Origin of the sequence: Mycobacterium sp. (genome assembly GCF_049280035.1) — a bacterium.
GTDB lineage: Bacteria > Actinomycetota > Actinomycetes > Mycobacteriales > Mycobacteriaceae > Mycobacterium.
In genome coordinates, this window is record NZ_JBAPPI010000162.1 from 1 (window position 1) to 15,022 (window position 15,022).

Sequence of the window (15,022 nt, forward strand, 5' to 3'; positions counted from 1 at the left end):
GCGGTGTAGCCGATGGCCGTCGCGTCGGTTCGGGCCCGCACCGTCGCCGAGCGCGGCAGGTTGAACAGCACACCGATCTCGCCGAAGTAGTCGCCAACCCCGGCGACCTTCACCAATTCCTCACCGCCATCAGCTAATTCGCGCACAATGTCGAACTCACCCTGGGAGACGACGTAGATCAGTTCGCCCATCGTGGACTGCTCGAAGAGCACCTCGCCCGCCGTCAGATGGACGGTTTCGGGTGGCCGATTCGTCGACACCAGCGTCGGTACCATCTCGATGACGTGATCGGCCATCGGCAGTATCCGGCTGTCGTGGGTGGCGACCACCACCAGACGCTCGCCCGCGGCGAGCGAGCGGATCAGCCGCAGCACCTCCTCCACCTGGATGAAGTCGAGGTGCGCGGTCGGCTCGTCGGCGAGAATCAACGACGGCTCCAGCGCGATCGCCCGGGCGACCGCCACACGCTGCTGCTGCCCTCCGCTGAGGTCACCCGGTCGGTGTTTCATCCGTTCCGCAAGATTGACGCGCTCCAGAAGTTCCTCGGCACGCCGACGCGAGGTCGCACGTGACACGCCGGCCGCGCGCAGCGGAACCATCACGTTTTCCAGGGCGGTGAGGCTCGGCACCAAGTTGAAGGCCTGGAAAACGATGCCAACCTGGTCGCGTCGGTACTTGGCCAGCTCACGTCCGTCGAGCGTGGTGACGTTGACGCCACCGAACTTGATCACGCCGCTCTTCGGCCGCAGAATGCCGCCGAGGCAAGACAGTAACGTCGTCTTCCCGCAGCCGCTGGGCCCGAGCAGGATCACCAGTGACCCTGCCGACACGTCGAGGTTCAAGCCATTGATCGGCCGGACAGCGTACCCACCACTGGAGTACTCAACGACCAGGTCTTGGATGCTGAGATCGCCCACGGCTCAAGGACCTCCGAACGCGAGCGCGGGATCGACCGCCACCGCGCGCCTCAACCCAGCGGCGCTGGCCAGCAGACCGACCGCGACCGCGATCACCGGTAGCCCCAAGTAGGCGTACATCGGCACCACAACGATCATCGGGAACAGCGGCACCAATAATTGCGCAAGGATGACGCCGACCACCGCCGCCAGCAGCGCGACGATGACCGCCTGCACCGCGAGCCCCGCCAAAATCGACCGCGTCGGCACGCCGATCGCCTTGAACACCGCGAAATCACGCATGCGCTCGAGCGCCGAAAGGTACACCATTGACCCGACGATCAGCACCGCCACGATCGAAAGCAACACAGCCACCATCGTGATCGCACTGGCCGCGACCTTCAACGGCCGCAGCAGATCGTTGACACCGGCCGCACGATCAAGAGTTTGATAGCCGTCGGGAAGATGCTGGGGCATGCCGACGATCCCGATCGATGTGACCATCGGCTGACCGTTGTACGCCAGCTGCTGGAGGCCCTCGGTTGTCAGGAAGAGGTTGGGTGTCTTCGCCAATGCGGTGGAATTGGGCACAATGCCGACGATCCGCAATGTGTGTGCGCCGATGACTAGAGCATCACCGAGGTGACGACCCAGCGTGCTCGACACCGCGACCTCGTCCGGTGTCGACGGCGCTTCTCCCTGCGAGACAACTGGCATGCCGGGTCCATGCTCCGGTGCGCCGAAGGCCGTGCTGTTTCGCGTCGCCGAGCCCTCCCCGATCGTCATCGCCGCGGTGGCCAGTGGGGCTGCGGCGGCGACGCCGGGTTCACCGGCCACCCGCGCCAGGTCAACTTGGGCGAATGGTGTCGCTCCCAGAAACGGTCCGGCCGCACCGGTTTTGACCACAAATCTGTCGACGCCCATGGAGTCGACGGTCCGCTGCGCCTCCACCCGAAAGCCGTTCGCAAGACCGATCAGAACGAGCGTCATCGCAAAGACCAACCCGGTGCTGACAATCGCGATGACGAGGCGACGCCTTCGCCATTGCATGTCACGCAAGGCCGCGGACAGCATGCCGGGGAGGCTACCGATGACCCGGCATACCCGTGCCGGGTTTGATCATGTTGCCCCGTCCGGCCGGTGTCACGGCATCGCCTCGGCCCAGGCGATGTGCCCTTCGAAGCCAAGCGATGTCGCCATGTTGCGGTAGCGATTCACGAAGTCCAGGTATCTCACACCTTCGCCGCGCGCCCGCGCCAACAGGGCGCGTAACCGCAGCAGCCAGATGGCGCGCAAGGCGGAATGGTCGTCGGTCGGTGCTGACGCTAACCGCTCGATCGCGGCCTCGGCTTCCACGACGTCACTCTCGGTGCCGCCGTCGAGCAGCGTCTCCACCAGCACTCCAGTCGCCGGAATGCCCCACTCCCGCGATCGTCCTTCGCGGAGCAGATCGTCGACGCCGGCGCGCATCAGCGGAATCGCGCCATCGCGATCGCCCCGCCGAGCCCGCTCACGCGCCAAGTAGACGTCGTCGAACAACACCGTCACCTGCTGGTCCAACGCTTGAGTGTCGGCCGCGGCAACCGGCCAGCCGCATCCACGACAGAACCGCGCGTTCTCACGGCGTTCCGTCCCGCACGCGCGGCACGTCGTTATGGCCGTCATCCGACCCTCCGCCGCTTAGCCCCTGAATCCCCGATCTTTCAGGATAGGGCGCTTGACGCCTGACCATGGGCTGTTCGCAGAGTTAGGGTGTTGTCATAGCGTAAAGACGAGTGCAGACGAGCGTACACATGGACGTGCCTATGAACCCAGCCGACGAGTCCGTCACAACTCTGGAAGACCTCAGAGGCGATTTGGCGCTTCGCTACAAGAGGACGCCGACCAGTGGGGCCTCGGTCGACCCTGCGATCGTAGAGGCCGACATGGCGGCCCTCGACCGCGACGGCTACGTCATCTGGGAGAAACTGCTCAGCGACGACGACTGCCGGCAGATCCGTGACGTTGTCCATCCCTGGTTGGGGCACACCGGGCGTAACTCGTTCGAGGGCCGTGCAACCCAGCGCATCTACAGCGTGTTGAGCAGGACGCGGGTGTGCGACCCGCTTGTCGACCATCCACGGGTGCTGGCGGTGCTCGATCGGCTGCTGATGCCCAACTACCTGCTTTCGGCCTTGCAGGCCATCAACATTCAGCCCGGTGAGGCCGCGCAGCTCGCTCACCATGACGACGGGTTCTACCCGGTTCCGCGTCCGCGGGAGCCGTTGGCGGCCGCGACGATTTGGGCGATCGACGACTTCGCCGCCGACAACGGCTCGACCGTGCTGTTCCCCGGCAGTCACCGCTGGGGCAAGCGACGACCGGGCCCGGGCGATCAGTCGGTACCGGTTGTGATGCCCGCGGGTTCGTGTGTCTTCTTCGTCGGCACCCTTTGGCATGGCGGAGGCGCCAACACCACCACTCACGCCCGTCTTGCCGTCACCGCCCAATACTGCCAACCGTGGCTTCGCCCGATGGAGGCGTTCACCCTGTCGATCTCACGCGAGATCGCTCGGGAGGTCTCGGATGACATTCGCCGCATGCTCGGCTACAGCATCCACCCGCCGTTCGTCGGCGCGGTCGACGGTTTGCATCCCCTGCGGCTGCTGGACCAGCCTTAACGTCGGGCCGAAGCGCTAGCGCCTCCCCGATACCGCCCGCTTTCGCTGTCGGGGTTGGCCATAGGTTGCGCCGAACTGCGGCACCTCCAGAGCACCGGCGTGACGGGCGGCGGTGATGGCGCTGCGCAGCGGACGAGCCAAGCCCGCGAACGATGCCATGTCGAACACCATCGGTGTCAACAGCCGATTGTGGACATAACCGAACGCGCTGGCGGTCTCGGGATCGGCCCATCCGAGGGTTCCGCCCAGGCCGACATGGCCGAACCCCTTGAGTAGACCCGGAACCGGTGATTCGTGATAGCCGAGGTGAAACGGCATCGGCACCATGATGTTCAAATCAGGCAGCACCCGCGGCTTGCCGATCAGGCCGTCCACCAACTCCGACGACAGGAACCGTGTTCCGTCGATGCGGCCCTCGTTGGCCAGTGCGGCGTACATCTTCGCCAAGCCACGGCCGGTGACAACACCGTTGGCTGCGGGAACTTCGCCGTCAAGGAACGGGATATCGCCCTGCACAAGCGATTTGATGCCCGGGAAGTACATCGCGCCCAAGGCGCCCGAGAACGGCAGACCGGCCACCCTCGGTGCGACGAAGTTGAACACCGGATTGGGCCGCTTGCTCTGCGGGGCCAGGATCTGTGCGACCGTGGTGGGCGCGCCGGCGGGCGGGCGGCCCAGATGCAGGCCATCCGTGTTGAGCGGTTGCGCCAGCTCGGTGCGGACCAGTTCGCGCATGCCCGCACCGGTCACCGCCCGGGCCAGACCCGACAGCAGCCAACCGTAGGTCAGCGCGTGATACGCGGGGGCGCCCCGCAGGTGGTCGACCGGTGCCGCGGCCAGCCGCTCCTCCATGAGGTGGTGATCCATCAACTCGGTCTTGTTGACGCCCTTCAGATGCGACAGCCCGGATCGATGCCGCAAGACGTCGCGGACCGTGATGTCGGCTTTGCCGTTGGCCCCGAACTCCGGCCAGTAGTCGGCAACGGGCGAGTCGTAGGACAGCAAGCCCCGGTCAACCAATCGGTGAATCACCGTGGACGCGACACCCTTCGTCGCAGAGAACACCATCGCGCCGGTGTCGGCCGTCCATGGCACGTCACCGGCCCGGTCTGACCACCCCGTCCACACGTCGACGACCGGCCTGCCGTCGATGTAGACGCACAGGCTGCCGCCACCGAACCGGCGCCCTGGAAACAGTCCGGCGAAAATCCGGATCGCATTGGCGAAACGCGGGTCGGCGGCCCCGCGGACGCCGCGTGGCAGACCGCTGTCGGCTTCGAGAAGAGCTACCTGGGCCACGGTGCTATGCCGCAACCCGTGGTTGACCTGCATCGCCGCGCCGCGATCCGATCATGGCGTGATGCTATTACTCGTGCTCCGGCAAGATGGCAGCATTGCAAAGTTGACGTCCTCCTCTGGCAAAAGCCAGAGGATTCCAACCCCGTCCGACTACCTATGTGGCAGGAGAGCAGAGTTGAGGTTCACGGTTCGTAGACCGGCTAGCGCCGAAGTCTCCCCGTGCTGTCACCGCCAGTCCGGCGGCGATGTTGCGTGCAGCGTTCACGTCGGCGTTGCACCGGCCCGCGTTGCAGGCTTGGCACTGGAAAACCGCTTGGCTCTTACGGTTTCCGGGAGCGACGTGCCCGCACACGGCGCATCGTTGCGACGTGTACGCGGCCGGGATCTGCTCGACCCGGCCAGAGGCCTTGTGCTGCAAACGCGCAGCGAACAGGCCCCAACAGCTGCGACTGATACCCCGGTTCAGACCGCGTTTGGCGGCAACACCTACACCGGGCTGCTGCACGGTTCCCCGCGCAGAGCGCGCCATCGCACGCACATCAAGTGCTTCAATCCGAATGGTATCGAACCGGCGCGCCACATCAGTGGTGGCCTTTTCGACCCAGTCCTTACGTCGGTCGGCCGCACGGGCAGTGAGTTTTGCGATCGCGCGTTTACTGCGAGTTCGCCGGTTGGAGCCCCGCTTGGCTCGGGCCAGGCGCTGCTGCAGCACCTTCAACCGCTTGGCCTCGCCGCGGCTCAGCGCAGGCGCACGCAGCAGCTCACCAGTCGACAAGGCCGCGGCTACCGCAACACCGCGGTCGATACCCACCACCGACCCGTCGCAGGGCCCAGCAATGGGTTGCGGTACATGGGCGAACGCGATGTGCCAGCGGCCGGCCCGATCACAGGTGATGCGGTAGGACTTCACACCTTCCGGCACTGGCCGCGACATGCGGAACCGGACCCAACCGACCTTGGGCACCCACGCACGGCCGCACCGGCGGTTCAGCCGCTCGACGTGATGGGCTTTCACCGCCACCTGCCGGAAGCCCTCATGCACCCCGGCTTTGCGCCACCTCGGGCGGCGATGCGTTCGCGCGAAGAAGTTACGCATCGCTTGGGCGAAATCCCGCAATGCCTGCTGCTGCACTGTCTGCGACCCCGCTGCCAGCCACTGGTATTCGGCGCGGGCCGCCGTCAACTGGGCGCACTGTTCGTTATAACCCGGCGCGCGGCGACCCGGCTGCCAGTGCTGCTGCTGCTCGACCGCCAAGTTCCACACATAGCGGGCGTGGCGGCAATGCTCGGCCAAGACCACCGCCTGCTCGGCAGTCGGAAGCAACCGATAGCGCGCCATTCCTGCAAGCTAGCCGTCACCACCGACAACCCACCGAAAGGAGACGTGGCGTTTCCACCCCCGGCTAAAACCAGGAGTTTCCACGCCGCAACCAGCCCATGAGTAACCGCAGCATTGCTCGCATCGTTGGCACCGCGCTGGCGACGATCGGGGCCTTGTCGACCGCACCCTTGGGCATTCGGGTCGCCGTTGCCGATCAGTGTCCGGATGCCGAGGTGGTGTTCGCGCGCGGCACCGGTGAGCCCGTTGGACCCGGCGGGCCGGGCCAGGCCTTCTTCGACTCGCTGACCGGCCAGCTTCCCGGAAAGACGGTGAACCTCTACCCGGTCAACTACCCGGCGACCAACGACTACGTCAACAGCGCACACGCCGGTGCCGCCGACGCGGTCGCCCACGTGCAAGGGACCGCGGCGAACTGCCCGAACACCAAAATCGTGCTGGGGGGATATTCGCAGGGCGCGGGCGTCATGGACATGACCAGCCACCAGCTGTCCCCGCAGGTCGCCAATCACGTTGCCGCCGTTGCCTTGTTCGGTAATCCGCAGAGCAGCTACGCAAAGCAGTTGTCGGACAACCAGATTCCGGCGATCGACCCGAGCTACAGCCCGAGGACCATCGACATCTGCCTACCCGACGACAATATCTGCGCCGAGGGCGGAAGCATCATCGCGCATCTGGGCTATGTCCCCGATGCGACCAACCAGGCCGCGACGTTCGTCGCGGGTCGGCTCTAGCGCTCCGCCCGTTTTTCGCCCCCGGGCATCTTCGGGGTAACCGGAACTCGGCCGGGGTGATCGAACATCACAGTTCGGTAACAGTTAGATCTCGTTCTCATCTATTGGTAAGTATTTCTGTCGTTGTCGTGCATAAGAGCAACCTGAGAGTTACCTTAGCGCCGTGTGTGGACGGCCCACGACAACAACAAACGAGCGGAGCTTTGCCATGAGCATCAGATCTCACGACGGCCCAACCAATGATCAGCGTCGCCGCCGGGTCGCTCCCGCGGCCGGTTTCGGCGTGGTTGCCGCCGGCGCCATTGGCGCCGCCCTGCTCTCGGCGGCCATCGCGCCTGCCGCCCAGGCCGACCCCGTGAGCGGCGCTGTCAACGTGATCCCCGACCTTGACCCATTTGAGGACCTTTTCCCTAGCAACCCCGATGCGGCCATTCTTGATGGAGACTTGCTGACCTACGCCGTCAACCCAACATTCTGGGCGGGCCTATTCGACGGGTTTGTCGACGACTTTTCGACCATCCCGAACGTAGGGCCCCTCAACCCCCCCGGCGCCGAACCTGACCCGTTCGAGGACATCGCGGGCACAAACAGTGGGGTGGCTCTCCAACTTGATACTGTTTTCACTAATTATCAGCCCGCCCTTGCTGTGCTGCTTGATAAGGCATTTGATGCCCTTCCGCCACCCGACAATGACGCGCTCGCGGATCTGACCCAGGCATTCGGTGCCACCGGAGGTGCGTACATTGCCGAGCTCGAGCAGCTAATCACTGGTGTCCCCGTAACGGACTCGCTCGCTGACATGGTCATCGCCTCCATGGGTCTGGGCCCGTTCTGATCTCGACGTTCCGGTAGCGCGAGCGCCCGCTCCCTGAAGCGCTCGGAGGAGCGAGGAGGCGCGCGGGGAGTTTGAAGACGGGAGCGGCGCGGATCCCGTGGTGCACCACGGGTCAACCGTAACCGCCACTACGACGACTGAGTTCACTGCGGCTTGTCTTCCCTTTTTCGATCGGCATCCCGGCTCGGTTGAACGCGTTTGGGCTCTCCCGGCATTTTCGGGTAGTTGGGCGGATACGGCAGATCGCCGAGGCCACGTTCTTCGTCAGCCTCGACCATCTCGAGTAGCGGTGCGATCGACTGGTCAACCGAATCCATGTCGGCCCACGGGTCGTCGCGGCGTGCTACCAGGTCGGGCACGGTGGCCATGGTGTAGTCGTCGGGGTCGGCGGTTGCCAGCTCCGCCCAGGTCAGCGGCGTCGACACCGTCGCGATCGCGGTGCGCCGCACCGAGTACGCCGACGCGAAGGTGCGGTCGCGCGCGTTCTGGTTGAAGTCGACGAAGATGCGCTTGCCGCGCTCTTCCTTCCACCACGAGGTCGTCACCGCATCCGGCGCACGGCGCTCCACCTCGCGCGCCAGCGCGATGCCGGCCCGGCGCACCGCGACGAAATCCCAATCCGTTTTGATGCGCAGGAACACGTGGACGCCGCGACCCCCTGACGTCTTTGGGTAGCCGACCAACCCGAGTTCGTCGAGCAGCGGCCGTAATACGTCGACGGCAACTGCCCGGGCCTCGTTGAAACCGGTGCCGGGCTGGGGATCCAGGTCGACGCGCAACTCGTCGGGGTGTTCGGTATCCGGGCAGCGCACCTGCCAGGGATGCAGTGTGACGGTGCCCATCTGCGCCGCCCACACGATGGACGCGGGATGGGTCACCGTCAACGCGTCGGCCGTCCGACCGGACGGAAACGTCACCCGGCACGTCTCCAGATAATCGGGATGGTGCTGCGGAATGCGCTTCTGGTAGATCTCCTCGCCGTCGATGCCGTCGGGGAACCGCTGCAGATGGGTTGGCCGGTCGCGCAGCGCGGTGAGCATCGGCCCGCGCGCGACCGCCAGGTAGTACTCGACCAGTGTGCGTTTCGTTCCCCTGGCGCCCAGTTCCGGGAAATACACCTTGTCCGGGTTGGTGAGCCGAACCGCGATCCCGTCGACGTCGAGTTCTTCTGCTTCAGCGGCCACATCCTGATTCCAGCACAGGGTTCCAGCACAATGTGCACATGGACTTGCCTGTCATGCCGCCGGTTTCGCCGATGCTGGCGAAATCGGTTAAATCCATCCCGCCCGACGCGTCGTACGAGCCCAAATGGGACGGGTTCAGGTCGATCTGCTTTCGCGACGGCGAGGAGGTGGAACTGGGCAGCCGCAACGAGCGGCCGATGACCCGGTACTTTCCCGAACTGGTCGCGGCGGCCAAGGCCGAGTTGCCGACGCGGTGCGTGATCGACGGCGAGATCGTCATCGCCACCGACCACGGCCTGGACTTCGAGGCGCTGCAGCAGCGCATCCACCCGGCCGACTCGCGCGTGCGGATGCTCGCCGACAAGACACCCGCGTCCTTCATCGCCTTCGACTTGCTTGCCCTCGGCGACGACGACTTCACCGGACGCCCGTTTTCCGAGCGGCGCGCGGCCCTCGTCGACGCGCTCGCCGGGTCAGGCCCGTCGATTCACGTCACGCCCGCCACCACCGATCAGGCGACCGCGCAGCGCTGGTTCGACGAGTTCGAGGGAGCCGGCCTTGACGGCGTCGTCGCCAAGCCGCTGGGCATCACCTATCAGCCGGACAAGCGCGTCATGTTCAAGATCAAGCACGAGCGCACCGCAGACTGCGTGGTCGCCGGTTATCGAGTACACAAATCGGGCGGCGACGCGATCGGCTCGCTATTGCTCGGGCTGTACAAGGACGACGGCACACTCGCATCGGTTGGCGTCATCGGCGCTTTCCCGATGGCCGAGCGGCGGCGACTGTTCGACGAGCTGCAGCCGCTCGTCACCAGCTTCGATGGCCACCCGTGGAATTGGGCGGCCCACGAAGCCGGCGAGCGCACACCGCGGAAGAACGAATCCTCCCGCTGGAACGCGGGCAAAGACCTCTCGTTCGTGCCGCTGCGGCCAGAACGGGTGGTGGAGGTCCGCTACGACCACATGGAAGGGGAAAGGTTTCGGCACACCGCCCAGTTCAACCGCTGGCGCCCCGATCGCGACCCACGGTCATGTAGCTATTCGCAACTCGAAACCCCAGTCACCTTCAATCTCGGCGACATCGTGCCGGGGCTGGGGACACGCGCTGGCGGATGATGGTGGGGTGCCGGATCAATGCGCGGACTGCGGTTTTATTTACGACCTCAGTCAGTCTGCGGCGGTCGAGGGGAATATCCGGGAGTGCATCGCCGAGGTCGTAGCAATCTTGCGCGTCCGCGACATCAACGTGCGATCCCGGCGCCAGCCCGGTGTGTGGTCGCCGCTGGAGTATGGCTGCCATCTGCGGGACATGCTGCTTGTGCAGCGCGAGCGGGTACTCGCGGCCCGGCGCATGGATCAGCCGGACTGTGCCCCGTCGGGACGTGACGAGCGGGTCGCGCACGATGGATATTCGGAACAGGAGCCGGAGGATGTGGCCCGCCAGCTTGCGGACGCCGCACAGATGTTCAGCAATGTCCTCGCCCGACTGACCGCCGACGACTGGGATCGCACAGTTATTTACCACTACCCAGCAACGTGCGAACGCTCGCTGCGGTGGGTCGCAATACATACAATGCACGAGGCGCAACACCACCTCCTCGACATTCGCCGCCAGGTCTATCCATCGAGCGGCCACTTATGAGACGCGAATTTGCGAAAAGCGTGCAATAACTGGACATTCGGCGAATGGTTACACCGCCACGGCTAGCGACGACAATCCGCGCAGCGTGACATTCGGTTTGTAGGCCGGTTCGCCGTCCAGCCGCGCTTGCGGGAAGCGCGCCGTCACCGCCGACAACGCGGCCGCGGCCTCCAGCCGGGCCAGCGCAGCGCCCAGACAGTAGTGCAGACCTCGTCCGAATGCCAAGTGCCGAAACGCTTTTCGATCCGGATCGAAGATGTCCGGCCGCTCGAACTCGCTCGCGTCATGCTGAGCTGCGGCCAGCAGCAGCATCATGGTGTCGCCCTTGGCTACTTGGGTATCCCCAATCGTCATGTCGTCAGCGGCAATTCGGGCCACCAATTGCACGGGCGGGTCGTAGCGCAGCGTCTCCTCGATGACCGCCGAAGCGCGATCTGCGTCGGCGCCAAGCGCGGCCCACTGCGCGGGGTGGCGCAGCATCGCCAAGATGGCGTTGGCGATCAGGTTCACGGTGGTCTCATGCCCGGCGATCAATAGCAAGCTGCACGTCGAGACGATCTCGTCTTCGGCCAGCTGATCCCCGGACTCCTCCACCGCGATCAACCGCGACATCAGGTCGTCGCCGGGTTGCGAACGGCGTTGCCCGATCAGGTCGTGCAGGTATTCCCGCAGCCACTGACCGGCGCGAATGCGCTCCTGCATGCCCTCTCCCGGCTCGCCGGTGACTGCGAAGAACGGGTCCAGCGCCTGCGCGAGCAGCGCCGATGCGCGGCCGAACTCCGGCTCGTCCTTCAGCGGAACTCCCAGCAGCCGGCAGATGACCGCGACCGGTAGCGGGTAGGCCAAATCACTGATGACGTCGAACCGTCCCCTTTCGGCGATGCTGTCGAGCAATCCGTCGACCAACCCGGCGATCTCCGGTTGCAGCTCGTTGATCACCTTGGGCACGAAGGCCTTGCTGACCAGTTTGCGCAGCCTGGTGTGATCGGGCGGATCGAGGAACAGGAAACCGGGAGGCCCCATCGGGCGCACGGTCGCGCCGTCAGCGAGCATGCGTTGCGCGACCGTCGACTTGAGCCGGTCGACCGAGGATGACGGATGCCGCAGCACCTCGTCGCAGTCGCGATACGCCGAAAAGACGGTTAGATTGGCTCCCGGCAGTTGCATCGGCCCGTTGTCACGGAACTGCTTGTACACCGGATTCGGGTCGGCCCGGTTGGCCGGGTCCAGTAGTTGCAGCAAAAGTGCCTGCGGCTCGGCGACACTCGACACACTCGTCATGCACACATTGTGCAGGAATTGAGCCGGTAGCCAGTTTTCGCTGCTGACGCCGGTTAGCTCCGCAGGAATTCGACGATATGGCCGGCGAGGTCCTCCCCGGCGTCTTCTTGAAGGAAGTGCCCGGCATTGTGCACGACCGGGTGCTCGATCCCCTGTGCGCCGGGCATTTCGCGCTGAAAGATCGGCGCCATGCCACCGGTGATCGGATCGCCGTCGCTGAACGCGACCAACATCGGCGTCGAACTGCCGCAAAGCTTCGCCCATGCCGAGCGGTTGGCCGGGGCCGCCGGGTCATCGGGTGACGTCGGCACCAACCCGGGCATGGCGCGCGGTGCAGCGCAATAAGTGTCGTCCGGGAATGGCGCGTCGTAGCCGGCGCGCACCTCATCGCTCATCGGCCGACGACAGCCGCCCTGCACAAACCGGCCGACGTCGATCGACGGTGCCCGCTGGATCGCCTCCCGGAACCGCCACCAGATCTCCGGCATCGGGATGTCGCCGGTCGGCAGCCCGGTGTTGGCGACGACGAGCCTGCTGAAGCGTTCGGGATGCTCGGCGGCCAAGCGTAATCCGATCAATCCGCCCCAGTCCTGCCCGACCAGGGTGACCCGGTGCAGGTCCAAGATGTCGAACGCCAAAGCCCGCACCCACTCGACATGGCGGGCGTAGCTGTGGTCCTCGATGCGAGCGGGCTTGTCGGACCTACCGAACCCGACCAAGTCCGGGCAGACAACGCGATGCCCGGCCGCGGTCAGCACCGGAATCATCTTGCGGTACAAGAAGGACCACGACGGCTCGCCGTGCAGCATGAGCACCGGGTCGGCATCGTCTGGGCCGTCTTGCACCCAGGCCATCCGCAGCGACCCACCGTCGTCGTCTGATACTTCGCAATAGCTTGAGGCATAAGGGAATTCGGGCAAATCGGTGAACCGGTCATCAGGTGTCCGCAGCGTCTGCATACGTGTGAACATACGCCAGGCTCATTCGCCTTCGCGCGAGCCGGCAACGGTCGGGTGTGCCATCAACTGATCCAGCACGGGGCGGTGGCCTTTCAGCAGCTTGGCCCTGGCCTGCGCCACCGGGAACCAGCGGACCCGGTCGACCTCGGGGAAGGTCTGAATCCGCCCGGAACCCTTGGGCCATTCCAGTTCGAAGGTGTTGCTGTGCGCATCGGCCAGGTCAAGATCGCCCCGCACCGCGAACGCGGTGACGACCTTGCCGCTGGGCTGCTTGAGCGGTGGAAATTCGATGCGCGGGCCGGCCGGCGCCGGCAGGCCGATCTCCTCTTCGAATTCGCGTTGCGCAGCAGCCCAAGGGTCTTCGCCGTCGGCGTACTCGCCCTTGGGGATCGACCAGGCGCCGTCATCCTTGCGCGCCCAAAACGGCCCACCCGGATGCCCGATGAGGACTTCGACGACGTCGTCGCGCACCCGGTACAGCAGCAGCCCGGCGCTCAGCTTGGGCATCGCCGGCTGAGCCGGATTGCCCGGCTCCTCCTCATCGCGCTGCGCGCTCTGCATCGTCGCCGGTCAAACTCCGACCGCGCGTTCCAAATCCTTTAGCGAGCTTTCCAGGTGACCGAGCAACCGCTGCAGGTGCGGCACACTTCGCCGGCATCCGACCAAGCCGAAGTCAATATTGTCGGCGTTGTTGACCAGCGTGATGTTCAGCGCCTGCCCGTCGAGCACAATCGACAGCGGATAGTTGCCGGCGAGACGGGCCCCTCCCCAGTACATCGGCTCGGTCGGGCCCGGCACGTTGGAGATGACGATGTTGAACGGCGGCGGCGCCGACGAGACGAAGCCCGGCACCGCGGACAGGCCCAGCGGCGCGATCAGAAACGCCGACAACGCAAAGGCTTGTAGCCGAGGCAATTCGGCGAACACCTTCTTGTTGCCGCGCATCGATTCGCTGATCGCCTCGAGCCGCTTGGCCGGATCATCGACGTCGGTGGCCAGATTGCACAGCATGCTGCCGACCATGTTGCCGCCGCTGTCGGCTTCCTCCGCTGAACGTAGGCTCACCGGAACCATTGCGACCAGTGGAGCGTCCGGCAGCGCGTCTTGCTCCAACAGGTAGTAGCGCAGCGCACCGGCGCACATCGCGAGGACGACATCGTTGACGGTCACCCCGGCGGCGCGCTTGATGCTTTTGATGCGGTCCACCGACCACGACTGGGCAGCGGCACGCCGTGCGCCGCCGATCCGGACGTTGAGCATGGTGCGCGGCGCGGCGAATGGCAGGGTCAGCTGCTGTTCCACCAGCGCGGCGCGGGCCAGCGACCACATCGAAGGGCCAAACGCCGCAACGGATTCGGCCGCCTGTCTCAGCGTCTGTAGTCGGGACCGGACGACCGAATGGCGACGACGCGGCAGGCTCCAGATGGAACGCAGCTCGGGATCGTCCGGATCGGTCGACATTGCGCGTTGCATCAGCTTCAGCACGGACACACCGTCGACCAACGAGTGGTGGAACTTGCTGTAGAGGCCGAAGCGACCGTCGTTCAGCCCCTCGATGAAGTGTGCCTCCCATAGCGGGCGGTGTCGGTCGAGCAGGCTGCTATGCAGCAGCGAGGTCAGCTCTAGCAGATCGCGGACCCGCCCCGGCGAAGGCAACGCCGAGCGCCGGACGTGGTAGTCGATGTCGATGTCATCCGGGTCGTCGTAGGCCCAAGCAACGTTGGCGAGTCCGCCGACAACCCACGCGGGTCGCTTGCGGAACGTGGGCTGGAAATCGCGGTCGGCGACCAGAGCGTCGTAGACCTCCCGGGCAAACTCCGGTCCGGCGCCCTCCGGCGGCTCGAACAGCTGCAACCCGCCGACATGCATAGGGTGCTCACGAGTTTCGGTCAGCAGAAAGACCGAGTCGGTGGGCGACATCAGCTCCATCGACCCATTAAAGCGCGGGCATGAAGCGGATTCGGCCGAATGCGCGCGGCGATCTGGCGGTCTAGCCCGGGGTGCTCAAAGGTGGAAGCCCCCGAGTCCCGGAAGGTGCGGAATCCCACCGCCGCCATGGGGGAGGCCGGGGAGGCCAGGACCACCGCCGTGCGGGAGGCCCGGCATGGGACCGGGCTCGTGCGGGGGACCCGGCGCCAACGGTCCCGGCCCGGGTATCGGCAGCCGTGGCGCCGGCAGCTGTGGTATGGCC

The 15,022-nt window shown here is 65.6% G+C and carries 16 protein-coding genes; 6 read left to right on the forward strand and 10 right to left on the reverse strand.

The features are described from left to right. From WAN71_RS05170 to WAN71_RS05180, 3 genes are all read right to left on the reverse strand, one after another. Positions 1-917: ATP-binding cassette domain-containing protein (locus tag WAN71_RS05170; protein WP_422224301.1), on the reverse strand; the 917-nt coding region annotated here is incomplete at its 3' end. 3 nt (positions 918-920) lie between these two features. Further along, positions 921-1,970, reverse strand: a complete 1,050-nt coding sequence (locus WAN71_RS05175) for an ABC transporter permease (RefSeq protein ID WP_422224302.1) — start codon at positions 1,968-1,970, stop codon at positions 921-923. Positions 1,971-2,039: 69 nt separating this feature from the next. Continuing rightward, complete coding sequence (locus WAN71_RS05180; RefSeq protein WP_422224303.1) at positions 2,040-2,456, reverse strand: hypothetical protein; 417 nt, start codon at positions 2,454-2,456, stop codon at positions 2,040-2,042. Between the two features lie 245 nt (positions 2,457-2,701). On the opposite strand from WAN71_RS05180, the gene WAN71_RS05185 reads away from it, so the two are divergent. Further along, a complete protein-coding gene (locus WAN71_RS05185; protein WP_422224314.1) occupies positions 2,702-3,556 on the forward strand; it encodes a phytanoyl-CoA dioxygenase family protein in 855 nt (284 codons plus the stop codon). Positions 3,557-3,571: 15 nt separating this feature from the next. On the opposite strand, the gene WAN71_RS05190 is transcribed toward WAN71_RS05185, so the two are convergent. Both WAN71_RS05190 and WAN71_RS05195 read right to left on the reverse strand, forming a co-directional pair. Beyond that, on the reverse strand, positions 3,572-4,888 hold the full coding sequence (locus WAN71_RS05190) for a serine hydrolase domain-containing protein (RefSeq protein WP_422224304.1): 1,317 nt from the start codon (positions 4,886-4,888) through the stop codon (positions 3,572-3,574). Positions 4,889-5,009: 121 nt separating this feature from the next. Beyond that, entirely contained in the window at positions 5,010-6,194 is a 1,185-nt protein-coding gene (locus WAN71_RS05195; protein ID WP_422224305.1) for an RNA-guided endonuclease InsQ/TnpB family protein, read from the reverse strand. A 98-nt stretch (positions 6,195-6,292) separates the two neighbouring features. Between WAN71_RS05195 and WAN71_RS05200 the strand changes: the two genes are divergently transcribed. Both WAN71_RS05200 and WAN71_RS05205 read left to right on the forward strand, forming a co-directional pair. Then, positions 6,293-6,928 (forward strand): cutinase family protein, encoded by a 636-nt coding sequence (locus WAN71_RS05200; protein WP_422224306.1) that lies wholly within the window; start codon positions 6,293-6,295, stop codon positions 6,926-6,928. Between the two features lie 208 nt (positions 6,929-7,136). Then, on the forward strand, positions 7,137-7,763 hold the full coding sequence (locus WAN71_RS05205) for a hypothetical protein (protein ID WP_422224307.1): 627 nt from the start codon (positions 7,137-7,139) through the stop codon (positions 7,761-7,763). A 143-nt stretch (positions 7,764-7,906) separates the two neighbouring features. On the opposite strand, the gene ligD is transcribed toward WAN71_RS05205, so the two are convergent. Further along, entirely contained in the window at positions 7,907-8,947 is a 1,041-nt protein-coding gene (gene ligD, locus WAN71_RS05210) for a non-homologous end-joining DNA ligase (RefSeq protein ID WP_422224308.1), read from the reverse strand. A gap of 38 nt (positions 8,948-8,985) precedes the next feature. Here ligD and WAN71_RS05215 point away from each other — a divergent pair, with 38 nt between their 5' ends. Together WAN71_RS05215 and WAN71_RS05220 are read left to right on the forward strand one after the other, a co-directional pair. Further along, positions 8,986-10,065, forward strand: coding sequence for an ATP-dependent DNA ligase (locus WAN71_RS05215; protein ID WP_422224309.1), 1,080 nt, complete (start codon positions 8,986-8,988; stop codon positions 10,063-10,065). A gap of 7 nt (positions 10,066-10,072) precedes the next feature. Continuing rightward, complete coding sequence (locus WAN71_RS05220) at positions 10,073-10,591, forward strand: DinB family protein (protein WP_422224310.1); 519 nt, start codon at positions 10,073-10,075, stop codon at positions 10,589-10,591. 48 nt (positions 10,592-10,639) lie between these two features. Here WAN71_RS05220 and WAN71_RS05225 read toward each other — a convergent pair whose 3' ends face one another. The 4 genes from WAN71_RS05225 to WAN71_RS05240 form a co-directional block, all read right to left on the reverse strand. Then, positions 10,640-11,872 carry a cytochrome P450 gene (locus WAN71_RS05225; RefSeq protein ID WP_422224311.1) on the reverse strand — a complete coding sequence of 411 codons (1,233 nt, stop codon included), beginning with the start codon at positions 11,870-11,872 and terminating at the stop codon, positions 10,640-10,642. A gap of 53 nt (positions 11,873-11,925) precedes the next feature. Continuing rightward, positions 11,926-12,831: a haloalkane dehalogenase gene (locus tag WAN71_RS05230; protein WP_422224315.1), complete on the reverse strand. Its 906-nt coding sequence runs from the start codon at positions 12,829-12,831 to the stop codon at positions 11,926-11,928. A 21-nt stretch (positions 12,832-12,852) separates the two neighbouring features. Beyond that, on the reverse strand, positions 12,853-13,338 hold the full coding sequence (locus WAN71_RS05235; RefSeq protein WP_422224316.1) for an NUDIX domain-containing protein: 486 nt from the start codon (positions 13,336-13,338) through the stop codon (positions 12,853-12,855). A gap of 63 nt (positions 13,339-13,401) precedes the next feature. Next, positions 13,402-14,760, reverse strand: a complete 1,359-nt coding sequence (locus tag WAN71_RS05240) for a WS/DGAT/MGAT family O-acyltransferase (protein WP_422224312.1) — start codon at positions 14,758-14,760, stop codon at positions 13,402-13,404. Positions 14,761-14,841: 81 nt separating this feature from the next. Here WAN71_RS05240 and WAN71_RS05245 point away from each other — a divergent pair. Next, positions 14,842-15,022 (forward strand): hypothetical protein (locus WAN71_RS05245; RefSeq protein WP_422224313.1); only part of this gene is annotated, 181 nt, incomplete at its 3' end.